Annotated in this window: 19 protein-coding genes; 12 read left to right on the forward strand and 7 right to left on the reverse strand. The window is 70.4% G+C overall.

Features of this window, described 5'->3' with window-relative positions; all coding sequences use genetic code 11:
- Positions 1-100 precede the first annotated feature (100 nt).
- From mmsA to QBE02_RS15955, 5 genes are all read left to right on the forward strand, one after another.
- Positions 101-1,627 (forward strand): multiple monosaccharide ABC transporter ATP-binding protein, encoded by a 1,527-nt coding sequence (gene mmsA / locus QBE02_RS15935; protein ID WP_056229786.1) that lies wholly within the window; start codon positions 101-103, stop codon positions 1,625-1,627.
- Positions 1,614-2,879, forward strand: a complete 1,266-nt coding sequence (gene mmsB, locus QBE02_RS15940; protein ID WP_279366575.1) for a multiple monosaccharide ABC transporter permease — start codon at positions 1,614-1,616, stop codon at positions 2,877-2,879. The genes mmsA and mmsB overlap by 14 nt, the downstream gene beginning before the upstream one ends.
- 213 nt (positions 2,880-3,092) lie before the next feature.
- Positions 3,093-4,421 carry a sensor histidine kinase gene (locus QBE02_RS15945; RefSeq protein WP_279366576.1) on the forward strand — a complete coding sequence of 443 codons (1,329 nt, stop codon included), beginning with the start codon at positions 3,093-3,095 and terminating at the stop codon, positions 4,419-4,421.
- On the forward strand, positions 4,409-5,074 hold the full coding sequence (locus QBE02_RS15950) for a LuxR C-terminal-related transcriptional regulator (RefSeq protein ID WP_141375933.1): 666 nt from the start codon (positions 4,409-4,411) through the stop codon (positions 5,072-5,074). The genes QBE02_RS15945 and QBE02_RS15950 overlap by 13 nt, the downstream gene beginning before the upstream one ends.
- The gene (locus QBE02_RS15955; RefSeq protein ID WP_279366577.1) at positions 5,071-5,895 is read left to right on the forward strand and encodes a hypothetical protein; all 825 of its coding nucleotides are present in this window, start codon (positions 5,071-5,073) and stop codon (positions 5,893-5,895) included. Before QBE02_RS15950 ends, QBE02_RS15955 begins: the two co-directional genes overlap by 4 nt.
- A 21-nt stretch (positions 5,896-5,916) precedes the next feature.
- Here the strand turns inward: QBE02_RS15955 and QBE02_RS15960 are convergent, their stop codons facing one another.
- Entirely contained in the window at positions 5,917-6,795 is an 879-nt protein-coding gene (locus tag QBE02_RS15960) for an EamA family transporter (protein ID WP_279366578.1), read from the reverse strand.
- A gap of 39 nt (positions 6,796-6,834) precedes the next feature.
- Between QBE02_RS15960 and QBE02_RS15965 the strand changes: the two genes are divergently transcribed.
- Positions 6,835-7,326, forward strand: a complete 492-nt coding sequence (locus tag QBE02_RS15965) for a MarR family winged helix-turn-helix transcriptional regulator (RefSeq protein WP_279366579.1) — start codon at positions 6,835-6,837, stop codon at positions 7,324-7,326.
- A gap of 63 nt (positions 7,327-7,389) precedes the next feature.
- Here the strand turns inward: QBE02_RS15965 and QBE02_RS15970 are convergent, their stop codons facing one another.
- The 3 genes from QBE02_RS15970 to QBE02_RS15980 form a co-directional block, all read right to left on the reverse strand.
- Complete coding sequence (locus tag QBE02_RS15970) at positions 7,390-11,676, reverse strand: DUF3418 domain-containing protein (RefSeq protein WP_279366580.1); 4,287 nt, start codon at positions 11,674-11,676, stop codon at positions 7,390-7,392.
- Positions 11,677-11,833: 157 nt separating this feature from the next.
- The gene (locus tag QBE02_RS15975; RefSeq protein ID WP_279366581.1) at positions 11,834-12,985 is read right to left on the reverse strand and encodes a glycoside hydrolase family 3 N-terminal domain-containing protein; all 1,152 of its coding nucleotides are present in this window, start codon (positions 12,983-12,985) and stop codon (positions 11,834-11,836) included.
- 64 nt (positions 12,986-13,049) lie between these two features.
- Positions 13,050-14,303: an LCP family protein gene (locus QBE02_RS15980; protein WP_279366582.1), complete on the reverse strand. Its 1,254-nt coding sequence runs from the start codon at positions 14,301-14,303 to the stop codon at positions 13,050-13,052.
- A 104-nt stretch (positions 14,304-14,407) separates the two neighbouring features.
- Between QBE02_RS15980 and QBE02_RS15985 the strand changes: the two genes are divergently transcribed.
- Both QBE02_RS15985 and QBE02_RS15990 read left to right on the forward strand, forming a co-directional pair.
- The gene (locus tag QBE02_RS15985; RefSeq protein ID WP_279366583.1) at positions 14,408-15,244 is read left to right on the forward strand and encodes an aldo/keto reductase; all 837 of its coding nucleotides are present in this window, start codon (positions 14,408-14,410) and stop codon (positions 15,242-15,244) included.
- Positions 15,245-15,263: 19 nt separating this feature from the next.
- Positions 15,264-17,081: a thioredoxin domain-containing protein gene (locus QBE02_RS15990; protein WP_279366584.1), complete on the forward strand. Its 1,818-nt coding sequence runs from the start codon at positions 15,264-15,266 to the stop codon at positions 17,079-17,081.
- Positions 17,082-17,098: 17 nt separating this feature from the next.
- Here QBE02_RS15990 and QBE02_RS15995 read toward each other — a convergent pair whose 3' ends face one another.
- Positions 17,099-17,860, reverse strand: coding sequence for an AAA family ATPase (locus QBE02_RS15995; protein ID WP_279366585.1), 762 nt, complete (start codon positions 17,858-17,860; stop codon positions 17,099-17,101).
- A 106-nt stretch (positions 17,861-17,966) separates the two neighbouring features.
- Positions 17,967-19,538: a dolichyl-phosphate-mannose--protein mannosyltransferase gene (locus tag QBE02_RS16000; protein ID WP_279366586.1), complete on the reverse strand. Its 1,572-nt coding sequence runs from the start codon at positions 19,536-19,538 to the stop codon at positions 17,967-17,969.
- 23 nt (positions 19,539-19,561) lie between these two features.
- Between QBE02_RS16000 and rsmI the strand changes: the two genes are divergently transcribed.
- From rsmI to QBE02_RS16015, 3 genes are all read left to right on the forward strand, one after another.
- Positions 19,562-20,380: a 16S rRNA (cytidine(1402)-2'-O)-methyltransferase gene (gene rsmI, locus QBE02_RS16005; protein ID WP_279366587.1), complete on the forward strand. Its 819-nt coding sequence runs from the start codon at positions 19,562-19,564 to the stop codon at positions 20,378-20,380.
- 146 nt (positions 20,381-20,526) lie between these two features.
- Positions 20,527-22,101, forward strand: a complete 1,575-nt coding sequence (metG, locus tag QBE02_RS16010; RefSeq protein ID WP_279366588.1) for a methionine--tRNA ligase — start codon at positions 20,527-20,529, stop codon at positions 22,099-22,101.
- 5 nt (positions 22,102-22,106) lie between these two features.
- Positions 22,107-23,099, forward strand: coding sequence for a TatD family hydrolase (locus QBE02_RS16015; RefSeq protein ID WP_431844601.1), 993 nt, complete (start codon positions 22,107-22,109; stop codon positions 23,097-23,099).
- A 98-nt stretch (positions 23,100-23,197) separates the two neighbouring features.
- Here QBE02_RS16015 and QBE02_RS16020 read toward each other — a convergent pair whose 3' ends face one another.
- On the reverse strand, positions 23,198-24,658 hold the full coding sequence (locus QBE02_RS16020; RefSeq protein ID WP_279366590.1) for a sugar porter family MFS transporter: 1,461 nt from the start codon (positions 24,656-24,658) through the stop codon (positions 23,198-23,200).
- Positions 24,659-24,725: 67 nt separating this feature from the next.
- Between QBE02_RS16020 and rsmA the strand changes: the two genes are divergently transcribed.
- Positions 24,726-25,568, forward strand: a complete 843-nt coding sequence (gene rsmA, locus QBE02_RS16025) for a 16S rRNA (adenine(1518)-N(6)/adenine(1519)-N(6))-dimethyltransferase RsmA (protein WP_279366591.1) — start codon at positions 24,726-24,728, stop codon at positions 25,566-25,568.
- Positions 25,569-25,604: the final 36 nt, after the last annotated feature.

The raw sequence follows: 25,604 nt of genomic DNA on the forward strand, positions 1-25,604 counted from the left end.
CGGAGGCTCCTGCGGGTCCGCGGCATCCCGCGCCCGCCCCACATTCCGACCGGCCACGCGCCGGTTCTGCAAGGAGGACCTCGTGAGCACCATCCTCGAGATGCGCTCGATCACCAAGGAGTTCCCCGGCGTCATCGCGCTCGCCGACGTGTCACTGACCGTCGAGCGCGGGACGGTTCACGCCATCTGCGGCGAGAACGGCGCCGGCAAGTCCACCCTCATGAAGGTGCTCAGCGGTGTGTATCCCGCGGGCGACTACCGCGGCGAGATCGTCTTCGACGGCAACACCGTCGAGTTCAAGGACATCCGCGACAGCGAAGCGGCCGGCATCGTCATCATCCACCAGGAGCTCGCCCTGAGCCCCTACCTCTCGATCGCCGAGAACATCTTCCTCGGCAACGAGATCACGCACCGCGGTCTCATCGACTGGGATGCCACGAACCGTGAAGCGGCCAAGCTCCTCGCCCGCGTGGGCCTGGGCGACAGCCCGGACGTTCCCGTCAACGAGATCGGCGTCGGCAAGCAGCAACTCGTCGAGATCGCCAAGGCGCTGTCGAAGGACGTCAAGCTCCTCATCCTCGATGAGCCGACCGCGGCGCTCAACGACGACGACTCCGAGCACCTGCTGGATCTGATCCGCCACCTGCGCGGCCAGAACATCACGTGCATCATCATCAGCCACAAGCTCAATGAGATCCGTGCGATCGCCGACGAGGTCACGATCATCCGTGACGGTCGCACGATCGAGACGCTCGATGTGGCCACGGGCGGCACCAGCGAAGACCGCATCATCCGCGGGATGGTGGGCCGCGAGCTCGAGAACCGCTACCCCGACCGCGACGTTGAGATCGGCGACGAGGTCTTGCGCATCGAGGACTGGAACGTCAGCCACCCCACCGACGCGAACCGCACCGTCATCCACCAGGCCAACCTGAACGTGCGCGCGGGCGAGGTCGTCGGCATCGCCGGCCTGATGGGCGCCGGACGCACCGAGCTCGCGATGAGCGTGTTCGGCAAGAGCTTCGGTTCGAAGATCTCGGGCAACGTCTACATCCGCGGTCAGAAGGCCGACACCTCGACGGTGCCCGCCGCGATCCGCAGCGGCCTCGCCTACGTGACCGAGGACCGCAAGGGCGCCGGCCTCAACCTGATCGACACGATCAAGCGCAACATCTCGCTCGCCGGGATGCGCAAGCTCGTCAAGGGCGGTTGGGTCGACGGCGACGAGGAGTACCTGGTCGCCAACCGCTACCGCAAGTCGATGAACATCAAGGCGCCCAGCGTCGATGTCGTCGTCGGCAAGCTGTCGGGCGGCAACCAGCAGAAGGTCGTGCTGTCGCAGTGGCTGTACTCCGACCCGGAGGTGCTCATCCTCGACGAGCCGACCCGCGGCATCGACGTCGGCGCCAAGTACGAGATCTACACGATCATCAACTCCCTCGCGGCGCAGGGGAAGGGGGTGCTGGTCATCTCGTCGGAGCTGCCCGAGCTCCTCGGCATCTGCGACCGCATCTACACCCTCAGCGAAGGCCACATCACCGGCCAGCTGCCCATCGAAGAGGCCACTCCCGAGGCACTCATGGTGCTCATGACGAAGGAAAAGGAAGCCGACCATGTCAGCGCTTGACAACACCGTGACCCCCCAGGGTCCCGCCACGCCGAAGGGCCCCGTCGGCGGCGCCGCCGGCAGCGGTGCCGGCGGCATCGTGCAGTTCTTCACGTCGCGCCTGCGCGAGATCGGCATCTTCATCGCGCTGATCGTGATCGTGCTGCTCTTCCAGGCGTTGACCGGCGGCCGTCTGCTCACGGCGGGCAACGTGTCGAACATCATCGTCCAGAACAGCTACATCCTGATCCTCGCGATCGGCATGGTGATGATCATCATCGCCGGCCACATCGACCTGTCGGTCGGATCGGTCGCCGCCTTCGTCGGTGCCGTCTCGGGTGTGCTCATCGTGCAGTGGGGCCTGCCCTGGTGGCTCGGCATCGTCCTCTCGCTGCTCCTCGGTGCCGTGGTCGGCATGTGGCAGGGCTTCTGGGTCGCCTACATCGGCATCCCCGCGTTCATCGTGACCCTCGCGGGCATGCTCCTCTTCCGCGGTCTGACGCAGATGACCCTGGGCAACACGCAGATCACGCCGTTCCCGACCGAGTACCGCGCGCTCGGTGGCGGATACCTGTTCCCCGACCTGTTCCCGGCGGCGACCTCGCCCGCCGAGTGGATTACGGTCGCCCTCGGCGCCCTGACCCTCGTCCTCTTCGTCGTGTCGCAGGTTCGCCAGCGCGCGAAGCGCGCCGCGCTCGAGCTGCAGAACGAGCCGCAGGTGGCGTTCCTGGTCAAGGTCATCGGTGGCAGCGCGCTGATCGCCTACCTCACCTACCTGCTCGGTGTGGCTCCCGGATCGCGCGGCACGCCCATCGTGCTCGTCGTCCTGGCGCTGCTCATCATCGGCTACTCGACGGTCATGAGCCGCAGCGTCTTCGGTCGCCACATCTACGCCCTCGGCGGCAACCGCACCGCCGCGAAGCTCTCGGGTATCAACACCCGTCGCGTGGACTTCATGCTCTTCGTGAACATGGGCGTCCTCGCGGCTCTCGCCGGCATCGTCTTCACGGGTCGCCTGAACTCGGCCGGTCCGGGTGCCGGTAACCTCTTCGAGCTCGACGCGATCGCCGCCTCGTTCATCGGTGGAGCGGCCGTCCAGGGTGGTGTCGGCCGCGTGGTCGGCGCGATCGCCGGTGGCCTGGTCATGGGTGTGCTCAACAACGGCATGTCGCTGATGGGCATCTCGACCGACGTGCAGCAGTTCATCAAGGGCCTCGTGCTCCTGCTGGCCGTGGCCTTCGACGTGTGGAACAAGAACCGCACGCGCGGTTGATCCACGCTCTTTCGTCGAACGCCCCGTCGCCTCGTGCGGCGGGGCGTTCGTGCGTCCGCGTCCGCTGCCCGCGCGAGGGGTCGTTTCGTGTCGCCGAGGATCGCCCTCGGCGACCGGAGCCGACCCTTCACGCGGATCTTTCGGGATAACCCGAAAGCGCGCGGGGGCTGACCGGGCGGCGCCGGCGCGGGGGCCACCTCTAGCGTGGAACCCATGACCACGGCATCCGTTCTTCCGCCTCCTCCGCCGACGCCCGCGCCCGTCGCCGGCGCTCCCGTTCCGGGGGTGGACCAGCCTCTCGCGCCGCGGGTGCGGATCGCCTCGCCCGGTCGCATCGCCGGTGCGGTGGTGCATCTCGCCGCGCTCGGCGTCATCGGCCCCGGCATCCTGGGAACCCTGTTCGGGCTCTTCGGCGCCGGCGTGGGGTTGCTGGCCGCCCTCTTCATCGGGGTGATCGCCCTGGTCGCCCTCGTCTACGCGCTCTTCGCGATCGCATGGTTCGAACGCGCCCGTCTCGACGGCCTCTACCGCCTGGGTCTGCCGCCTCTGCGTCCCCGCCACAGCCCGCGCACCGGGTTCACCGGCGTCGCGCACACCATCTGGTTGCAGGCCATCGATCCGGGTCAGTGGCGGGCGGTGGCATCGTTCACCATCGCGACGATCCTGGGTCTCGCCACGCTCGGCGTCGCCGGGCTCACCTCGTGGGGACTGGGTCTGATCATCAGCCCGATCTTCGGGTGGTCCCACCCGCGTCTGCTCGGCTTCGTGCCCCTGCAGGGCGTGGCAGCTCCCCTCGTGGGTCTGCTCGTCTTCGTCGCCTCGCTCGCGGCGATCGTGGGCCTGGCGGTGCTCCACGGGGTCATCTCGCGGGCGATCCTCGTCCCCTCCCGCGAGGCGCAGCTTGAAGAGCAGGCCCGCACCTCCGACACGCGCCGCGCCGGGGCCGTCCGGGCGGCCGAGGTCGAACGCACCCGTATCGAGCGCGACCTGCACGACGGGGTCCAGCCGCGGCTCGTCTCGATCGGCATGACGCTGGGCCTGGCGCAGACCAAGATCGACGACGACCCCGAGGCCGCGAAGGCCCTCGTCGCCGAGGCGCACGCCTCGACCAAGTCGGCCATCACCGAGCTGCGGCAGCTGGCTCGCGGCATCCATGCCTCGGTCCTCGACGATCGGGGACTCGACGCCGCCCTCTCGGCGCTCGCGTCGCGATCTCACATCCCGGTGACACTCGATGTGCGAGTGCCGCGGCGGTGCTCGCGTCCGGCCGAGGCGGCGGTGTACTTCGTGATCGCCGAGGCGCTGACGAACGCGGCGAAGCACTCCCGGGCGACCGGATGCCGTGTCCACGTGCGACTGCGCGATGACGGGACCCTGTGGGCCCGGGTCGAGGACGACGGCCTCGGCGGGGCGCGGATCGTGCCCGGTGGCGGCCTCGACGGCATCGTCAACCGGGTCAGCGCGGCCGGCGGCACCGCCCGCATCGACAGTCCGCAGGGTGGACCGACCACGGTGGAGGTGAGCGTCCCGTGCGCATCCTGATCTGCGAGGACTCGGTCCTGCTGCGCGAGGGGCTCGTGCGCCTGCTCGCGGACGACGGCCACGAGGTGGTCGCGGCGCTGCCCGATGCCGAGGGCCTCGAGGCCGCGATCACGGAGACCACCCCCGACCTGTGCATCCTCGACGTGCGTCTGCCGCCGACCTGGACCGACGAGGGCATCCGTGCCGCGATCGCGCTGAGGTCCCGGCATCCCGGTCTGTCGGTCCTGGTCTTGTCGCAGTACGTCGAGGAGCAGTACGCGAGCGATCTGATCGCCGACGGGCAGGGCTCGCTCGGGTACCTGCTCAAGGATCGGGTCGCCGACGTGCGCGACTTCCTCGACACGGTGGCCCGCATCGCCGGGGGAGCGACCGTGCTCGACCCCGAGGTCGTCGGCCAGCTGCTGGCGCGGCGCCGCCGCGACGAGCGGCTGCAGAGCCTCACCGAGCGCGAACGCTCCGTGCTCTCGCTGATCGCCGAGGGACGCTCGAATCAGGCGATCGCCCAGGCGCTGTTCGTCTCGGAGGCCAGCGTCGAGAAGTACATCACCGCCATCTTCACCAAGCTCGGACTCGAGCAGGACGAGACCGGCAACCGCCGCGTCATCGCCGCTCTCGTGCACCTGGGCCACGACCACACCGGAGCCACCTCATGACCTCGCAGACTCCTCTCACGCCGCCGACCGCGCCCTCTCGTCACGGGATTCCCTTCTTCGTCTCGCTCGCCACGATCGTCGTCGGAGCGTGCGTGCTCGCGGGCACGGTCATCGGGACGGGCGTGACCGCGGCCGCGACGCTGCGCGACAGCGGATCGGGGTACGCGATGAGCGAGACCTCGACCGACGGACTCACCGATCTCGACGTCGATGTGGCGGGCGGTTCGCTCACCATCGCGTACGGCGAGGTCTCGGAGGCGCAGCTCGAGGTCGGGAGCGGGGCGGACGGGTGGACGTTCGAACGCCAGGGCAGCACCCTGCGGGTGAGCTCTCCGCAGACGAACGTCGTCGGCTGGTCGAACGGCGCCGGATCCGCCACCCTGGTGCTGCCCCGGGCCTCCGCCACGACGAACCTCGACGCACGCATCCAGGTCGCCGGCGGCGCCCTGTCGGTCGACGCCGACTTCGGGTCGTTGAACGTGCAACTCGCGGGAGGTGACGTGGATCTCGCCGGAGACGTCCGCACCCTCGACGTGTCGGTCTCGGGCGGGTCGGCGTCGGGGACCCTCACGGGGGTGGGGGACGCGACCTTCGAGGTCGCCGGCGGCAGTCTCGCCTCGACGCTGGCGGGAGACGCCCCCGCGCGCACCAAGGTCACGGTCACCGCCGGCTCCGCCGACATCACCCTGCCCGACGACGAGTACAACGTCACCACCGAGAGCGGTCTCGGCCGGGTCGACAACCGCCTGCGCACCTCGTCGTCGGCGACGGCGGTCGTGGACGTCGAAGCGGCCCTGGGCCAGGTGTCGCTGCGGTCGTGACGCCCGCGCGAGGGGTCAGGATCAGTCGCCGGACCGTCCGGGCGACAGTTTCCGACCCCTCGCGCCGCTCGTGACGGCGATCGCCGCGAGCACCAGCACGATGCCGACCACCTGCGGCACGGCGAGCGACTCGCCGCCCACCGCCACCCCGAGCAGGACCCCGGTCACGGGGTTCAGCAATCCGATGAGCCCCACGGTGCCCGCGGGCAGGTGACGCAGTCCGGTGAACCAGCACACGAACGCCAGTGCCGTCGCGATGACCGCGATGCCGACGTAGGCCAGCAGGCCCGCGGCATCCACTCGGGGTGGTCGGCCCTCGACCATCGCCGCCACCGCAACCAGGGCGAGACCCCCGGCGGTCAGCTGCCACGAGGTGGTCGCCAGCAGGGGCGTCTCGTCTCTCCAGCGGGTGGTGAGGATCGCTCCCAGCGACGACGCCAGCAGAGAGATGACGGATGCCACGACCCCCGCGACCGGGACCGTTCCGGTGCCGAGACCCACCACCGACAGCACTCCGACGAGACCCAGGAGCGCGCCGACGGCCCATCGCGCCGTGGGCCGTTGCGAGAGCAGGGGCCAGGCGAGCCCCGCGAGAGCCAGGGGGGCCAGAGCCATGATCGATGAGGCGATCGAGGACGGCAGCAATGTCGCCGCGACGTAGACGAGCACGAAGAAGGCGCCGAAGTTCAGCAGACCGAGAACGGGCGCCTTCCACCACCAATCGCCGCGCGGACGACGGCGCGCGAGCGCCCAGAGCAACAGGCCGGCGGGGAGGGCCCGCAGTGCGGCTCCCCACAGCGGAGCGTCGGCGGGCAGCAGGTGTCGGGTCACCACGTAGGTCGCGCCCCAGGCCACGGGAGCGACGGCGGTGATCGCGACGAGACGCCACTTATCTTCCATGGAAGACATTGTAGCTTCCGTGGAAGATAGAATGGGGAAATGGATGCCGACCACGTGGACGAGATCGTCCAGCACTGGGCCGCCGAACGCCCCGACATCGACGCCTCACCCATGCAGGTCATCGGTCGGCTGAGCCGCATCGCCGCTCACCTCGACGCGGAATTGCTCGAGGTCTTCCGCCGGTTCGGCCTGGGCGAGGGGGAGTTCGACATCCTCGCGACCCTCCGCCGCGGCGGCGAGCCGTTCGCGCGCACGCCGGGTGAGCTGGCGCGTCACACGATGGTGACCACGGGCGCGGTGACGAAACGCGTCGACCGGCTCGTGGCATCCGGTCTCGTGTCTCGGAGCGCCAGCGACGACGACGGGCGCGGACGCGTGATCTCGCTCACCGCGGAAGGCCGCCGGGTCATCGACGAGGCCGTCGTCGCCCACCTCGCGAATGAGGAACGGCTGCTGTCCGGACTCGACGCCGATCAACGGCGTACGCTCGAGGCTCTGCTGCGAGAGTGGGGACGGGCGCTCGGCGTCTGACCCCGCGTGCGCGTCGACGGATTCTGTCGCCTCCGGCCCCCGGAAACGACAGAAGACGGCGGATCAGGCGCTCTTGAGCGCCTTGGCGATGCGCTGCGGCGACACCGGCTCTGCCGTGCCGAGGCGCTGAGCGAACAGGCTGACGCGCAGCTCTTCGAGCAGCCAGCGCGTCTGCACGAGGTTCGAAGGCGCATCGGCGGGCAGCGGAACCGCACCGCCGGCCTCGACGAAGCCGGCGGCCGCGCGCTCGTACTCGGTCATGCGCTGGCGATCGCGACCGGGGTTGTCGGACAGCGTCTTCACCCGCTCGAGCGCTCCGGCGAGATAGCGCGGCAGGTGCTGCAGGCGCGCGAGGCCCGTACGCGAGAGGAATCCCGGGTAGATCAGGCCCTTCACCTGCCCGCGCACGTCGTTCAGCGCGCCCAGCAGCGTCATTGACGAGGCATCCTTCATCGCGCGGTCGACCTCGCGTTGCGCGAGCAGGATCCTCGCCGCGAGCGACACCGTCTGGAAGGTGCGGTCGACGGATGCCGCAGAGAAGGCGTCGCGCACGCGTTCGAAATCCGCCTTCGTGCGCACGACGCCGCTCGGCGCCTCGCGCAGCAGGACGTCGTCGGCGAGGGCCACGCGCGCATCCTCGATGAGCTCCTTGGCGTTCTGGTACGGCGAGGCAGCCAGCGCGAGCTTCTCGTTCGCGGTGAGGTGGTCGAGCACGTAGGTCGCGGGGGAGGGGACGGCCAGCAGCAGGAGACGCCGGATGCCGGCCCGCGTGTGCCGCGCCGCGTCTTCGGGGGTCGCCTCCACGCGCAGGGCCACGCTGTCGCCCTCATCGACCAGGGCGGGGTAGCCGCGCACGACGCCACCGGCGACGGGGGTGTCGACGACGTCGGTGAGTTCCTCGAGATCCCAGGTCGTCAGCTTCGACCGCGACGCGAAGGCGGGGGAGGCCTCGGCGACTTTCGCGGCTCTCTGCGCCGGGCGGGCGATCGTCGACTCGACGCTGGACCGGGCCTTGTCGGCGAGACGGCGCTGCAGGGTCGCCAGGTCGCGGTCGCTGCCGATCGCGCGGCCGCGCGCGTCGACGGCGCGGAACGACGGCATGAGATGGCCGGGAACCCGCTCGAGCTCGAAGTCGGCGGCGCTCACCCGCTGGTTCGCCACGCGCTGCACGAGGGCGGCGAGGGCGTCGACGAGCGTCGTCTTCGGTAGGCCGTTCGCGTGCTCGGGACCTTTCTCGGCGAGTTCGGCCGAGAATTTCTCCGCCCAGTCGGCGGCGGGCACGACGTTGCGGCGGATCGTCTTCGGCAGCGCGCGCAGCAGAGCGGTGACCAGCTCGTCGCGCATGCCCGGAACCTGCCAGTCGAACCCGTCGGGCCGCAATTGAGCGAGCAGGGGCAGCGGCACGACCACCGTCACGCCGTCGTCGGGGGCTCCGGGCTCGAAGCGGTACGCGAGGTTGAGCGTCTGATCGCCCTGGCGCCAGCGCGCGGGGAAGGCCCGGTCATCGCCCTGGGCGCGATCGCCGGTGAGGTCGGACTCGCGCAGATCGAGAAGGTGCGGCGTGCGGTTCGAAGCGTCTTTCCACCACGTCTCGAACGATCGCACGTCGGTGACGTCGGCCGGGATGCGGGAGTTGTAGAACGCGAACACGGCCTCGTCGCCGATGAGGATGTCGCGGCGGCGCTCGCGCTCCTCGATCTTCTCGAGAAGGCGGCGCTGCTCCTGGTTGCGGCGGAGGAACGCGGTGAGGCGCTTGTCGAGCACCGACGGGTCCCACTCGCCCTCGACCAGCGCGTGGCGCACGAACATCTCTCGCGCGAGCGGCCGGTCGAAGCGCGCGAGCTGCACCCGGCGACGCCCGACGAGTTCGACCCCGAAGAGGGTGACCTTCTCGTAGGCGGCGGCGGAGCCGGCATCCTTCGACCAGTGCGGTTCGCTGAGCGAGCGCTTGACCAGGTCGGGGGCGAGATCCTCCGCCCACGCCGGGTCGACGGCGGCGACCGTGCGGGCGAACAGGCGCGAGGTCTCGACGAGCTCGGCGGCCATGACGGCCGAGGGGCGCCTCTTCTTCAGCCCCGAGCCGGGGAAGATCGCGAACCGCGCCCCGCGCGCGCCGATGTACTCGCCCTTGGTGGGGCGGGCGTCACCCGGCGCCTTGCGGTCTTTGGCCTGCGCCATGGTTCGGGGGTCCAGGATGCCCAGGTGCGACAGCAACCCGGAGAGGATCGCGCGGTGGATCGCGTCGCCGGCGGCATGCCCCTCGGGGGCCGCCTTCTGGTCGGCGGCTTTCGAACCGTGTCCCGATTTCGTCGCCGCGTGTCCTGAATTGTGCGGTCTGGAGGGGTCGGAGCCAGCCGAAAGTGGGACATGGTTTCTCGCGCGCCCGCCGCGACGGCCTCCGTCGCCGGAGCCCCGCCCGCCGCCGCCGCCCGACCCACGCGCGTCGCCCTCGCCCGACCCGCGCTCGCCGCCGAGCGAGCGCAGCTGCCGGTGCACGTCCATCCACTCGCGCACGCGCACGTAGTTGAGGTGCTCGCTGCGGCACAGGCGCCGGAATGCGCTCGAGCCCAGCTCGGCCTGCTTCTCCTGCAGGTAGTCCCACAGGTTCAGCAGAGAGAGGAAGTCGCTGGTGGGATCGGTGAACCGCGCATGGAAGCGATCCGCCTCTTCGCGGCGCTCCTCGGGCCGTTCGCGCACGTCCTGGATCGACATGCCCGACACGATCGCGAGCACCTCGGGCTGCACGTCGTTGCGACGCGCCTCGATGAGCATGCGGGCGAAGCGCGGATCGATTGGCAGGCGCGCGATCTCGCGTCCGATCTCGGTGAGGCGGGGTCCGTCCTCGCGCGGGCCCCGTCCGCCGCGCTGCCGGGACGGGTCGCCGTCGCCGCGGACGTCGCGCTCGCGCGAGGTGTCGGCGCCGCGCGTGCCGGGGGCGGGCAGCTTCACCGCGCCGAGCTCGACGAGCAGGTCGAACGCGGCCTTCACGCCCCGCGAGTCGGGCGGGGTGAGGAACGGGAAGGCCTGGATGTCGCCGAAGCCGAGCGACAGCATCTGGAGGATGACGGATGCCAGCGAGGTGCGCAGGATCTCGGGCTCGGTGTACTCCGGGCGCCGCGTGAAGTCGTCTTCGGAGTAGAGCCGGATTGCGATACCGGGCGAGGTGCGCCCCGCTCGCCCCGAGCGCTGCTGCGCCGACGCCTGCGACACGGCCTCGATCGGCAGGCGCTGGATCTTCGACCGGTTGCTGTAGCGCGAGATGCGGGCGGTTCCGGTGTCGACCACGTACCGGATCCCGGGGACGGTGAGACTCGTCTCGGCGACGTTCGTGGCGAGGATGACGCGGCGCCGCACGCCCGCGACGCTCGAGCGCTCGAACACGCGGTGCTGTTCGGCCGCGGACAGACGCCCGTAGAGGGGCAGGACTTCGGTGGGGGAGGTGTCTTTCTGATAGGCCCCGCGGATGGCATCCGCCGCATCGCGGATCTCGGCCTCACCGGGGAAGAAGACGAGCACGTCGCCCGGGGCCTCGCGGTCGAGCTCGCGCAGGGCCGCGACGACGGCTCCGACCTCGTCCCCGTCGTCGTCGGAGCGCCCCGGCTTGGCGGCCGGCCGTGCAGAACTCCGGACTTTCTGCGAGCCGGCTGCCGCGCTCCCGCGTGACGGCGGGGCGTCGGGGTCCTCGGCATCCGGAATCTCCGGAGTTATGCTCGCGTCGTCTGCGCCGTCCACCGGCCGATACCGGATCTCGACTGGATACGTCCGTCCCGACACCTCGATGACCGGCGCCGGGGTCGGCGCGCCGCCCGGCTCGGCCGGAGCCGCCGCGAAGTGCCGCGCGAAGCTCTCGGGGTCGATGGTCGCCGAGGTGACGATGACCTTGAGGTCGGGGCGCTTCGGCAGGATGCGGCGCAGGTAGCCGAGCAGGAAGTCGATGTTGAGCGAGCGCTCGTGCGCCTCGTCGACGATGATCGTGTCGTAGCGGCGCAGCAGTCGGTCGCGGTGGATCTCGTTGAGCAGGATGCCGTCGGTCACCAGCGCCACGCGCGTGTCGGCCGACACCTTGTCGGTGAAGCGCACCTTGTAGCCGACGGTCGAGCCGAGCGGCACCTGCATTTCGTCGGCGATGCGCTCCGCGATCGTGCGCGCCGCGATGCGGCGCGGCTGGGTGTGAGCGATCGAGGTGCGGCCCAGTTCGAGGCAGATCTTGGGCAGCTGCGTGGTCTTGCCCGAGCCGGTGGCGCCGGCGACGATCACGACCTGGTGGTCGCGGATCGCGCGCGCGATCTCGTCCCGCGCGGCGCTGACGGGCAGCTCGGGCGGGTAGACGATGACAGGTTCGACAGACACAGCCTTCCAGGGTATCGCCCACCCATCGCGCGAGTCGCCAATTTCTGTCGCTTGGGGCTGCTCGAAGCGACATTTCCTGGCGACTCGCGCGAGGGGTCACCTCCTGTCGCCTGGCCCGTGCCTGGGCGACACGAAGCGACCGCTCGCGGGGGAGCGCCTACGGCATCGACGCCTTCTGCTCGACGATCCGCCGGGCCGCGGCATCCACCTTCGCGGCGAACGCGGGGTCGCTTTCGGCGCGCGACAGCACCGCCTGGTGCATGTCGGGATACACCGAGGGGTCGGCCGAGACGAGCAGCAGGTCGACCCCGGCGTCCACGGCGAGGGTGGCGCGATCGGCCGGAGACCAGGGCTGCACCTGGCGCGCCGCCGAGAGATCGTCGACGGTGATCACGCCGTCGAAGCCGATGCGGTCGCGCAGCACGTCCACCACCGCGGGTGAGAATGCGGCGGGCGCGCTCGGGTCGATCCGGGCGTAGATCGCGGTTGACATCATGACGATCGCGTCCCCCTGGGGCAGGACGCTCGCGTACACGCCCACGTCTGCGCCGTCGGCGGTGACCGTGTCGTCGGTGACGCCCGTGCGGGTGTCGGTGTTCTCGTCGACGTGCCCCAGGCCCGGGAAATGTTTGAGCGTGGGCATCACGCCGCCGTCGCGCATGCCGGCGGCGAACGCGCCGACCTTGGTGGCGACAGCGGTCTCGTCGTAGCCGTACTCGCGCGCGAGCGCGCCGATCGGAGGGTTGGATGCCGCGAACTCCGGGCTCGTGACGATGTCGGCGACGGGAGCGAGGTTCATGTTCACCCCCGATTGTGCGAGTTGCGTGCTCCAGGTCGCGGCGGAGGAACGCAGGGCCGCGTCGGTCTGGGCGGCCTGCTCGACGGCCGAGGGGATGCGGTCGAAGCCCGGACCCTTCAGCACCTGGACGGTGCCGCCCTCCTGGTCGGTGGCGACCCACAGCTGCGGAGCGTCCGCGCCGACGGTGGAGGTGAACTGCCCGATCAGGTCTGCGGTGGCCTGGGTGCCGGCATCCGACCTTCCGTGCAGGAAGATCCCGCCCACGTGATCGTGGCGCACGGCGGCGAGCGTCGTGGGGTTGGCGCCCTCCACCGAGGTGCCGACCATGAACATCTGGCCGACCTTGTCCTGCAGGCTCATCCCCGCGAGGGGATCCGGGGTCGCGGTGGGCGTCGGCGTCGGGGAGGGAGAGGGGGATGCCGTCGGCGCGGGCGCCGCGGCCGGGGTGCATGAGGTGAGGGTCAGGGCCGCGAGCAGGAGGAGGATCGTCGAGCGCGTGGCGGTTTTCACTCCTCGATCGTCGCCGATGACTCTGGACGGTCCCCGGGTCTTGACGCCGATCCGCGCGCGGCGGTCACCCGTTGCCGGCGGAGCAGGTGGCCTGGTTAGCCTTCGTTCCGCTGACGTTGCTCGGCAGTTCGACGACGCCCGGCGCGGCGCTGGCGTCCGTGGCATCCGGTGCGGGGGTGCTCGCCTCGGGGGCGGGCTCGCTCGGCGCGGGGGTCGGGGCCGTGGGGTCGGCGATGACTCCGCCGTTGGCTCCCTCTTCGCCGGTCAGCTGCAGAGGAGCGTTGGTGTCGAGCGCCTCCCACAGGGTCGCGGCCGACGCCTGGTCGGGGATCACGTGGTTGTTGTCGGCGGGATCGTCGACTACCGGGAACTGCACGAACGTGATGTCGCTGAACGGCACGTCCTTGAGGGTGTAGGCCAGCTGCGCGATGCGGATCGGGTCGGCGAGGCTCTCGCTCGGTTCGATGTTGTTCACCGCGGTGTTGGCGAGCCCGATGAGGGTGCCGGGGTTCGAGAGCACCTCGTCGCTGCGCAGCTTGTTGATCAGCCGCGAGAGGTACTGCTGCTGGTTTCCGATGCGGGCGAGGTCGCTGCCGTCGCCGATGCCCTTGCGCGTGCGCAGGAACGCCAGGGCGTCGTAGCCCTTGACGACGCGCGGGCCCGGCTCCCAGTCGATCCCCGCGTCGGGGTCGTCGATGCCGTCGCCGCCGATGCAGACCTCCACGCCGCCGATGGCGTCGGTGATGTTGACGACGTTTCCGAAGCTCACCTTCGCGGCGAAAGGAATGCTCTGTCCGCTCAGCTCCGAGACCGTGTCGGCGACGCAGGTCAGGCCGCCGGCTTCGTACGCGGAGTTGATCGGGGCCTTGTACGACGCCGACGAGGTCGAGCCGTCGGCTCCCGTGCACTCCGGGATGCCGATCTGCAGATCGCGGGGGAACGAGACGACGGTGACGCGACGGGGGTTCGTCGAGACGTGCACGAGCATGTTGACATCGTTGCGGGTGCCCTCGTTGCCCGGGTCGGAGCAGCGCGCGCCGAAGGCCGCCTTCACCTGGTCGTCGCACTCGTCGGTACCGACGACGAGCACCGAGAAGGGTTCGTTGTAGGCGCTCAGCGCGGGCGGTTCGGCCGGGGCGTCCTTGAGGGGGACGGCGGCGTCTTGCAGACGCTGCGACAGCGAGAACGCGTAGAACCCTCCGACCGCCACGGCCGCGACGAGCACGACGGTCACGGCGATGGCGACGAGCTTGGCTCCGCGACGCCAGGCCGAGGAGGGGTCGCGTCGAGCGTGCCGGGTGGGAGGCTGCGGCGTCATTTCGGTAGTCAACCACGCCGGGGTGCGAGAAGGCGGGGGATAGCGGACTCGACCCGCGCGTCAACCCCGAGAACCCTTCGAGACACCGCTCCTAGGCTCTTCTCATGACCGTTCCTTCAGTTCAGCTCAACGACGGAAACACCATCCCCCAGCTCGGCTACGGCGTGTTCCTCGTGCCCGCCGACGACGCCGAGCGCGCCGTGTCCGAGGCGCTCGAGGTGGGCTACCGCCACATCGACACCGCCGCGATCTACAAGAACGAAGAGGGCGTCGGCCGCGCCATCGCCGCGAGCGGCATCGCGCGCGACGAGCTCTTCGTCACCACCAAGCTCTGGAACGACCGCCACGACGGCGACGAGCCGCTCGCCGCGATCGACGAGAGCCTCCAGAAGCTCCAGCTCGACGCCGTCGACCTGTACCTCATCCACTGGCCGACGCCGAAGAACGACAACTACGTCCACGCATGGCAGAAGATGATCGAGATCCGCGAGGCGGGCAAGGCCCGTTCCATCGGCGTCTCGAACTTCCTCGTCCCGCACCTCGACCGCATCGTGGCCGAGACCGGCGTGACCCCCGTGGTCGACCAGATCGAGCTGCACCCCGCCCTCAGCCAGCGCGAGATCGCGGCCTGGGGTGCCGAGCACGACATGCACATCGAGTCGTGGGGTCCGCTCGGGCAGGGCAAGTACGACCTGTTCGAGCTGCCCGCGGTGAAGGACGCCGCCGAGGCGCACGGCAAGTCGCCCGCTCAGGCGGTGCTGCGGTGGCACATCCAGCACGGCTTCATCGTGTTCCCCAAGTCGGTGCGCCGCGAGCGCCTCGAGGAGAACTTCGACCTGTTCGACTTCGAGCTCACCGCCGACGAGATGGCCGCGATCGACGCGGTCGATCCGGGCGACGGCTCGGGCCGCGTGGGCACGCACCCCGACGACCTCAACTGAGGTCGGCGCACCCGCGCGCATGAACCGCCTCGCGAACGCCTCGAGCCCCTACTTGCGGGCCCACGCCGACAATCCCGTCGCGTGGTTCCCCTGGGGGGCCGAGGCGTTCGCGCTCGCGGCCGAGAAAGACGTCCCCGTGATGGTCTCGATCGGCTACAGCACCTGCCACTGGTGTCACGTGATGGCGCGCGAGTCGTTCCAAGACCCCGAGACCGCTGCCGAACTCAACGCCGGCTTCGTGTCGATCAAGGTCGATCGCGAGGAGCATCCCGACGTCGACGCCGCCTATCTCGACGCGGCCTCCACCTTCACCCCGCACCTCGGGTGGCCCCTGACGGTCTTCGCCTCGCCCGAGGGGCGCGTTTTCTACGCCGGCACCTACTTCCCGCCGGCCCCGCGCCCTCCCCAGCCCTCGTTCCGTCAGGTGCTGGCCGCGGTCCGCGAGGCGTGGACCGAACGCCGGAACGAAGTGGATGCCACGGGCTCCTCCCTCCGCGAGGCTCTCGCAGCCGCCGCCACCGCAGCGGCAGACGCTCCTCCCTCCCTCGAGCAACTCGCCGCCGCGGCGCGCACCGTCGTGGCCCGCGAGGACCGCGAGTACTCCGGCTTCGCCGCCGGTCCCGCGTTCGAGACCCCGAAGTTCCCGAACACTCCCGTTCTGCGCTTCCTGCAGCACCCGGCTCTGACGGCGGATGCTCCGGATGCCGCTGACGTGGCATCCCGCGCCCTCTCCGCTATGGCCCGCTCCGACCTGCACGACCTGGTCGAGGGGGGCTTCTTCCGCTACGCCACCCGCCGCGACTGGAGTGTGCCGCACTACGAGCGCATGCTCACCGACAACGCGGGTCTCGTCGAGGTGGCGCTCGCGGCGTCCGACGACGCCGTCGCCACCGATGCCGCGCGGTTCCTGGTCGACGTGCTGCAACTGCCGTCGGGGGGAATCGCCGCCGCTCAGGACTCCGAGTCGGTGATCGACGGGGTCCGCACCGAGGGCGGGTACTACCGCGTCTCCGATCGCTCGGGGCTGCGGCCTCCGGCGCTCGACGCGAAGGTCGTCACCGGCTGGAACGGACACGCGATCGCCGCTCTCGCCGCCGCCGGAACCCGCACCGATCCGCGCTTGCTTGAAGCGGCCCGGTGGGCCGCCGACGCCGTGCTCGAGAGCAACGTCGCCGACGACGGAACCCTTCGACGGGCTTCGCTCGACGAGGTCCGCTCCGCAGCCCCGGCGACGCTGGAGGACTACGGCGGTCTTGCTCGGGGCCTCCTGGCGCTCGCTCGCGCGACCGGCGAGGTCGCCTACGCGTCGCGGGCCCGGGCGTTGGTCGATCTGTGCCTCGGCGCAGACGGCATCCATCCTCCGGGCGGCGGCGACCCCGTGCTCGTCGCTCAGGGCATGCAGTCGCACGCCGTGCCCACCGACGGCGCGTCGCCGTCGGGACCGTCGGTGTTCGCCGCGGCCGCCCTCGACCTCTGGCGCCTCGGGGCGGGGGAGCCGTACCGCACCGCGGCCGAGACGCTCGTGCGCGCCGCCGCCGATGCGGCACTGGCATCGCCGCTGGCGCACGGAGCGATCCTCGAGGTCGCCCTCGGCCTGGCGTCGGCCCCGCGGCAGCTTGTCGTGGTGGGCGAGACGGATGCCGAGATCGCCGAGGCCGCGCGCCGCGTCGCCGCCGATGTCGTGGCGGTGGTGTCACCCGCGCAGGCTCTCGCGTTCGCCGAGGCGGGGTTCGCGCTGTTCGAGGGCAAGGTCGCACTCGACGGCGAGGCGACGGCGTACGATTGCCGCGCCTTCGCCTGCGCGCTGCCGACGACGGATGCGGGGCGGCTGGGCTGAGGGCGGCATCCACCCCCTCACTCCAACAGATGCCGCAGGTACCTCCCCGGCGACTCGAGGAACCCGCGTTGCAGCCGCACCAGCTCCAGGTCTTCCCAGGTGCTCTCGCGGATGCCCCAGTCGCCCAGCTCGAGGATCGTCGCTCCGGGCAACGCCGCCAGCACGGGGGAGTGGGTGGCGCAGATCACCTGGGTGCCACGGGAGCGCATGCGGTCGAGAGAGGCGAGCCAGCGCAGCGTCGATGAGAACGACAGTGCCGCCTCGGGCTCGTCGAGGCAGGCGAGGCCCGAGACATAGTGCGGGTGGTCGAGCGTCTCGTCGAGCAGGGCGTTGAAGGACTCGCCGTGGCTCATCGTGTGCAGGCTCGGGGCCGGGCCGCCCAGGTCGTCTCTCCAGCTGTAATAGCCGTGCATCGTCTCGGCCCGCAGGAAGAACCCCCACCGCGGGGCGCGCGGGCTCCGCTCGATGCGCAGCCACTCGCCGAGCGGACTCTCGGTTCGCCGCGTCTCGCCGCCGCCGTTGGTCGAGCCGCCCCCGGCCGGCAGGCCGGCCGCCTCGGCGATGCCCTCGATGAGCGTCGACTTGCCCGACCCGTTCTCGCCGACGAGGAAGGTCACGCCGGGTCCGAACTCCCATCCCTCGCCGCTCGCCACCTCGAGGAACTGCGCGACCGCGGGAACGGTGGCCGGCCACGCGGCGGGGTTCACCGCGGCATCGCTGAACACCTTGACCCGCTGCACCGGTCGCGGATCGTGCAGCCACTCATCGCCGCGCGTCATCGCGCCCGCCCGGTGATCGGTCGGTGATGGGCAGAGCAGCGGATGCCGAGCCCCCGGCGCACCGGATGCACTCCACCCGTTTGCTCCCGCCGCCCGCTCATCCGGCTCAGATCCAGGTCGGCAGCCAGTTGTGCAGGCGCCAGAACTCGTACGGGACGGGAAGACCCGCCCACACCGGGTACCAGAACGCCGAGATGACGAGGCAGAGGCCCAGGAACACCAGCACGAGGACCTGCCCGCTCGCTCTCGAGGCATCCTTCACCCCGCGGGCGACATCGCGCAGAGCGAAGGCGAGGGCGAGCACGAGGAACGGCAGCATCGCGACCGTGTAGAACTGGAAGATCGTGCGCTCGGGGTAGAGCAGCCACGGCACGTAGGTGGCGGCGAGCCCGGTCAGCACGAGAGCGAAGCGCCCGTCGCGGACGACGACGAATCGTACGAGCAGGTAGAGGGATGCCGCGACCCCGGCCCACCAGATGATCGGGTTCGCGATGCTCGAGATGGCCTCGGTGCACCCCGTCGGCAGGGCGCACCCGTTGACTCCGGCCTGGTCCTGGTGCCAGTACATCGAGGTGGGGCGGATGAGCAGCGGCCACTGCCAGGCGGGGCTCGCGTAGCTGTGCGGGGTGACGAGTCCGACGTGGAAGTTGTACATCTCCTGGTGGTACGCCCACAGCTGTCGAAGCGGCTCGGGGATCCACCCCCAGATACCCGTCGCGGCGACCGGGGTGCCGCGCATCCACCCGCCGTTGGTGAACAGCCAACCCGACCAGCTCGCCACGTACACGACGACCGCGACCGGTACGAGCAGCACGAACGATGCGAGACCCTGGCGGACGGCATCCATCGGCCATTGATCGATCCCCGCGCGGCGACGGGCGAGCGCGTCGGTGATCACGGCGTACAGGCCGACGGCGGCCAGCACGTACAGCCCCGACCACTTCACGGCAGTGGCGGCTCCGGCGGCGGCTCCCGCGGCGACCACCCACGGACGGTTCCACAGCACGGGGCCCCAGGTGTGCCGTTCGCCCGGGAGGGCCGCGATCGCGGCCCGCAGGCGGTCGGCGGTGCGGCGGTGGTCGAGCGCGACGAACCAGAAGGTCAGCACGACGAAGAACGTCAAGAAGATGTCGAGCAGCGAGATGCGGCTCAGGACGATGCCGAGGCCGTCGATCGCGATCAGACCGGATGCGACGGTCGCGAACGGAATCGAGCGGGTGAGCGTGTGCGCGAGCAGGTACACCAGTAGCACGGTCGCGGTGCCGAAGACCGCGGCCGAGATGCGCCAACCGGTCGCGGAGTCCGGGCCCAGCAGGGCCATACCCGCGCCGATGAGGATGCGCCCGAGCGGGGGGTGCACGACGTAGCTGCCGATGCCGGTGAAGACGTCGGTGTCGCCCGCCACGAAGCTGGCGTCGGCGCCGTCGGGCCAGGTCGAGGGGTAACCGAGCACCCACTGGCTCCACGAGTCCTTCACGTAGTAGGTCTCGTCGAACACCAGCTGGTGCGGGTTGCCGAGGTCGATCAGGCGCAGCACCGCCGCGACGACGGTGACGAGCAGGGGAGCGAGCCAGCGCCATAGGCGGGATCCGCGGGGGCCCGCGAGCAGGGCGTCGCGCCACCGGTCGATGCGCGTCTGCTCGACGACGGGGAGCAGCGGAGGGACGGCGGTGGTCACGGGCCCCAGCCTAAGGTGGAACGGTGATCATCCTCGCGGCGACCCCCATCGGCAACCTGGGCGACGCCTCGAAGCGTCTGATCGAGGCGCTCGAGAACGCCACGGTCGTCGCGGCCGAAGACACCCGCACCACGCAGCGCCTGCTCGCGGGTCTCGGGGTCGAGAACCGCCCGCGCCTGATCGCCCTGCACGACCACAACGAGAAGGAGCGCGCGGCCGAGCTCGTCGAACTCGCCCGCGAAGACGACCTGCTCGTGCTGAGCGACGCGGGAATGCCCACCGTCAGCGACCCGGGCTTCGGCCTCGTCGCCGCCGCGGCCGCCGCAGGCGTCACCGTCACGGCCATCCCCGGGCCGAGCGCCGTCGTCACCGCGCTCGCGGTCGCGGGCCTCCCCACCGACCGTTTCGCCTTCGAGGGCTTCCCGCGCCGCAAGCCGGGGGAGCGCCGCAAGGCCTTCGCGCAGCTCGCCGCGGAGGAGCGGACCCTCGTCTTCTTCGAGTCGCCCTCGCGCCTGGCATCCACGCTCGAAGATCTCGCGAACGCGTTCGGCGCCGATCGTCCCGCGGCCGTCTGCCGCGAGCTCACGAAGCTGTACGAAGAGGTCAAGCGCGGCACCCTGGCCGAGCTCGCCGCGTGGGCGGCCGAGGGCGTGCGTGGGGAGATCGCGATCGTCGTCGGCGGCGCCTCGGCGCGCGAGGTCGCGTTCCCGGATGCCGTGACCCAGGTGCTCGAGCTCGTGCGCGGCGGCACGCGGCTCAAAGAGGCCGCCGCCGAGGTGGCGTCGCAGACGGGTCACTCGTCGCGCGAGCTGTACCAGGCCGCGCTCGCCGTGAAGCGCTGAGCGTCCCCGCGCGTCTTCGCGCGAGGGGTCGATATGCGTCGCCTGGCGCGCTTGTCGGCGACACCAACGGACCCCTCACGCGCGAGGACCGCCGGCGGGCCCGTCACACGGTCGGCCGTGTCGGAGGCTCCCCGTAGAATCTCCAGGTGACTTCCGGCCGATCCTTCTACATCACGACGCCGATCTACTACCCCAGCGATCTGCCCCACATCGGGCACGGGTACACGACCGTCGCCGTCGACACGCTCGCCCGCTGGCATCGCCAGGCGGGGGACGACACCTGGATGCTGACCGGCACCGACGAGCACGGGCAGAAGATGCTCCGCGCCGCCGCCGCCAACGGCGTCACCCCGCAGGAGTGGGTGGACAAGCTCGTCACCGAGTCGTGGTTCCCGCTGCTCGAGACGCTCGACGTCGCCAACGACGACTTCATCCGCACCACGCAGCCCCGCCACGAAGAGCGGGTGCAGCAGTTCGTGAAGGCGCTGTTCGACCGCGGCTACATCTACGCGGGCGAGTACGAGGCGCTGTACTGCGTCGGCTGCGAGGAGTTCAAGCCCGAGGCCGAGATCGTCGACGGCACCGGCCCCTTCGAGGGCCTCAAGGTCTGCGCGATCCACTCCAAGCCCCTCGAGCTGCTGCAGGAGAAGAACTACTTCTTCAAGCTCAGCGAGTTCCAGGATCGCCTGCTCGAGCTCTACAAGACCGAGCCCGACTTCGTGCGCCCCGAGTCGGCGCGCAACGAGGTCGTGTCGTTCGTGCGCAGCGGTCTGAAAGACCTCTCGATCTCGCGTTCGGCGTTCGACTGGGGCATCACGGTTCCGTGGGATCCCTCGCACGTCATCTACGTGTGGGTCGACGCCCTGCTCAATTACGCCACCGCCGTGGGCTACGGCACCGATCCCGCCGAGTTCGAGCGTCGCTGGCCGGCGTTCCACGTGGTCGGCAAAGACATCCTGCGCTTCCACGCCGTGATCTGGCCGGCCATGCTGATGGCCGCGGGCCTCGACGTGCCGCGCGGCGTCTTCGCGCACGGGTGGCTGCTCGTCGGCGGCGAGAAGATGTCGAAGTCGAAGCTCACCGGCATCGCGCCCACCGAGATCACCGACGTCTTCGGCTCCGACGCGTACCGGTTCTATTTCCTCTCGGCGATCGCGTTCGGCCAGGACGGCTCGTTCTCGTGGGAAGACCTGTCGGCCCGCTACCAGGCCGAGCTCGCCAACGGCTTCGGCAACCTGGCCTCGCGCACGGTCGCGATGATCTCGAAGTACTTCGAGGGCGTCGTGCCGGCGCCGGCCGCGTACACCGACAGCGACCTGACCATCCAGAAGATCGTGGCGGATGCCGCGACCACCGCCGACGCGGCCATCGAGCGATTCCGCACCGACGAGGCGATCGCGGCGATCTGGACGATCGTCGACGCGCTGAACGGCTACATCACCGAGAACGAGCCGTGGGCCCTGGCCAAGGACGAGTCGACGCGCGAGCGCCTGGGCACGGTGCTGTACACCGCGGCCGAGGGCCTGCGCGCCCTCGCGGTGCTGCTGTCGCCGGTCATGCCCGAGTCGACGTCGAAGCTGTGGGTCGCGCTGGGCGCGGCCGGCGGCCTCGGAGCTCTCGTCGCGCAGCCGATCCGCCAGGCGGGCGCCTGGGGCCTGCTGCCCGCGGGCGCCACGGTCACGTCGCTCACCCCGCTCTTCCCGCGCGTCGAGCAGGCGTGACGCAGATGCCTTCCGAGTCGGCGGCGACGGTCCCTGAGCCTGTCGAAGGGTTCCCCGCAACGGCCGCCGCCCCCGGCTCGACGCCGGTCGATCGCCCTCGCGACACGATCGGCGACGGCGATCCGAGCCAGTATGTGCGCGAGCGTTCGGTCGACGGGCGTCGCGACGTCAGCTATCCGCCGGCGCCCGAGCCTCTCGGCATCCCGGTCTATGACAATCACACGCACCTCGAGATCGAAGACGGCGAGACCGGCCTCTCGTTGGACGAGCAGCTCGAGCGAGCTCTCGCGGTCGGCGTGCACGGGGTCGTGCAGGCGGGCGGCGACATCGACTCCTCGCGGTGGTCGGCGTGGGCCGCGCGCTCGCACCCGCGCGTGCTCGCGGCCGTGGCGATCCATCCGAACGAGGCGCCCGCGTACGAGCAGGCGGGGGAGTTGGATGCCGCGATCGCCGTCATCGACGAGCTCGCCGCCGAGCCGCGGGTGCGGGCCATCGGCGAGACGGGGCTCGACTTCTTCCGCACCGAGGCCGACGGCATCCCGGCTCAGATGCGCTCGTTCGAGGCGCACATCGCGCTGGCGAAGAAGCACGGGATCGCGATGCAGATCCACGACCGCGACGCCCACGACGCCGTGCTCGAGACCCTCGAGCGCGTCGGCGCTCCCGGCAAGACGGTCTTCCACTGCTTCTCGGGAGACGCCGAGATGGCGCGCATCGCCGCCGACCGCGGGTACTACCTCTCGTTCGCCGGCAACGTCACGTTCAAGAATGCGCAGAACCTGCGCGACGCGCTCGCGGTGACGCCCCTCGACCGCATCCTCGTCGAGACCGACGCCCCGTTCCTGACGCCCGTGCCCTACCGCGGCCGCCCCAACGCGCCGTACCTGATCCCGGTGACGCTGCGCTTCCTCGCGGCCGAATTGTCGATGGATGCCGACGAGCTCGGCGCCCAGGTCGCCGCGAACACGATCGCGGTCTACGGAGAGTTCGAGGACTGACGCGCGCACGGATCTCCGTCGGGGTTTCGCCTGCGACACCACCCTGAGAACGACGAAGGCCGGCACCCCGCGGGGCGCCGGCCTTCTGGCATCCGGGATCAGGCCTTGGCATTCGCCTTCGGCTTGCGGACGAAGAGCGTCTCGGTCTGCTCGAGCTCCATGCCCTTCGTCTCGGGAATTCGCAGCAGCACGTAGACGAACGACAGCCCGGCGAACAGCGCGTACATGCCGTAGGTGAGTGGCAGCGACCAGCTCGACATCGCCGGGAACGACACCGTGATGGCGAAGTTGGCGATCCACTGCGCACCAGCGGCGACACCGAGCGCCTTGCCGCGGATGCGGCTCGGGAAGATCTCGCCGAGCAGCACCCACACCAGCGGGCCCCACGACGCTCCGAACCCGACGACGAAGACGTTCGCGGCGACGAGCGCGACGCTTCCCCACGGGGCGGGCAGCGAGACGTCCTGGCCGGAGCCGGTCGCGAACGCGAACGACAGCGCCATCGCGCCGAGCGACACGGTCATGAGGATCGAGCCGGTCAGGAGGATGGGCTTGCGCCCGACGCGGTCGACCAGGAAGATCGCGACGAAGGTGACCACGACGTTGGTGATCGAGGTGATCACCGAGATCAGCAGCGAGTTGCTCTCGTCGAAGCCGACGGCCTTCCAGAGCGTCGTGGAGTAGTAGAAGATCACGTTGATACCGACGAACTGCTGGAACATCGACAGCAGGATTCCGGTCCAGACGATGCCCTGCAGGCCCAGCACGGGTCCGCGCAGCGACACGTTCTTGTTCTTGCGATCGGCCTCGATCGTGTTCGACAGCTCGTTCATCGTCTTGTCGAGATCGGCCGGGGGCACGAGGCGCGCGAAGATCGCCTTCGCCTCGTCGCGCTTGCCCTTGGCGAGCAGGTAGCGCGGCGACTCGGGGACGGTGAACGACAGGATGCCGTAGACGGCGGCGGGGATCACGCCCACCAGGAACATCCAGCGCCAGGCCTCGAGGCCCAGCCACAGCTGGTTCGCCGCACCGCCGGCCGAGTTGGCGAGCAGGGCGTCGGACAGCAGCGCGCCGAAGATACCGAGGGTGATGGCCAACTGCTGAAGTGACGCGAGCGAGCCGCGGATCTGGCGGGGCGCGACCTCGGCGATGTACGCGGGAGCGACCACCGAGGCGATGCCGATGCCCAGGCCGCTCATCACGCGCCAGAGGATCAGGTCGGGCACGCTGAAGGTGAGGGCCGCACCGATCGACGACACGAAGAACAGCACCGCGCCGAGCAGCATGACCTTCAACCGACCCCAGCGGTCCGAGAGGGCGCCGGCGATGATGGCTCCCACCGCGCAGCCCAGCAGGGCGACCGCGACGACGAAACCGGTGAGCACCTGTCCCAGCTCGAAGTTGCCGTCGACCGCGTCGACCGCGCCGTTGATGACGGAGGAGTCGAAGCCGAAGAGGAAACCGCCCACCGCGGCCGCGACCGAGAGGCCGATGGCTCGTCGCCCGTAGGGGCTTCTGAGGGTGAAGGCGTTCGAGGGGATGGACTGCGTTTGACTCACCTCATCACGCTACTCCTGCGTATCCGGCGCGGCGGGTACTGGCGGGATCGCTGACTACAGTGGAACAATGCCCGTTTCCCTGCTCGGTGCCGCCGAGATCCGTCGGCTCGCCGCCGACCTCGACGTCACTCCCACCAAGAAGCTCGGGCAGAACTTCGTCGTCGACGCCAATACCGTCCGCAAGATCGTGCAGGCGGCCCGGGTGACGGCATCCGATCGTGTCGTCGAGATCGGTCCGGGCCTCGGATCCCTCACTCTCGCGATCCTCGAGACGGGTGCCTCGGTCGTCGCCGTCGAGATCGACCACCGCCTCGCCGAGCGTCTTCCGGCCACGGCGGCCGCGCACGACGTTCCCGCCGATCGCCTCACGGTCATCGACGCCGATGCCCTGCGCGTCGACGAGCTCCCCGGTGAGCCGAGCGTGCTGGTCGCGAACCTGCCGTACAACGTGTCGGTGCCGGTGCTGCTGCACTTCCTCGAGACCTTCCCCTATCTGCAGCGCGGTGTCGTGATGGTGCAGGCCGAGGTGGGGGAGCGCCTCGCCGCCCCTCCCGGGTCGAAGGTCTACGGAGCCCCGAGCGTCAAGGCCGCCTGGTACGGCTCGTGGCGTCTGGCCAGCACGGTGTCGCGTCAGGTGTTCTGGCCCGTGCCGAACGTCGACAGCGTGCTGGTCGGTTTCGATCGGGATGCCGAGCCCCGGGGCAGCGAGGAGCACCGGCTGCGCACCTTCCAGATCGTGGATGCCGCCTTTCAGCAGCGTCGCAAGATGCTCCGTCAGGCGTTGTCGGGCGTTCTCGGCGGCACCGCGGCCGAAGCCTCGGCGCGCCTCGAGGCGGCCGGGGTCGACCCGACCCTCCGCGGTGAGCAGCTCACGGTCGAGGACTACGCCCGCATCGCAGCGTCGTCCTGACGGTTCGGCTGATCGCGGCCGCCGCGCCGGGGCGCG

This window comes from Microbacterium testaceum (assembly GCF_029761935.1).
GTDB classification, from domain to species: Bacteria; Actinomycetota; Actinomycetes; order Actinomycetales; family Microbacteriaceae; genus Microbacterium; species Microbacterium testaceum_A.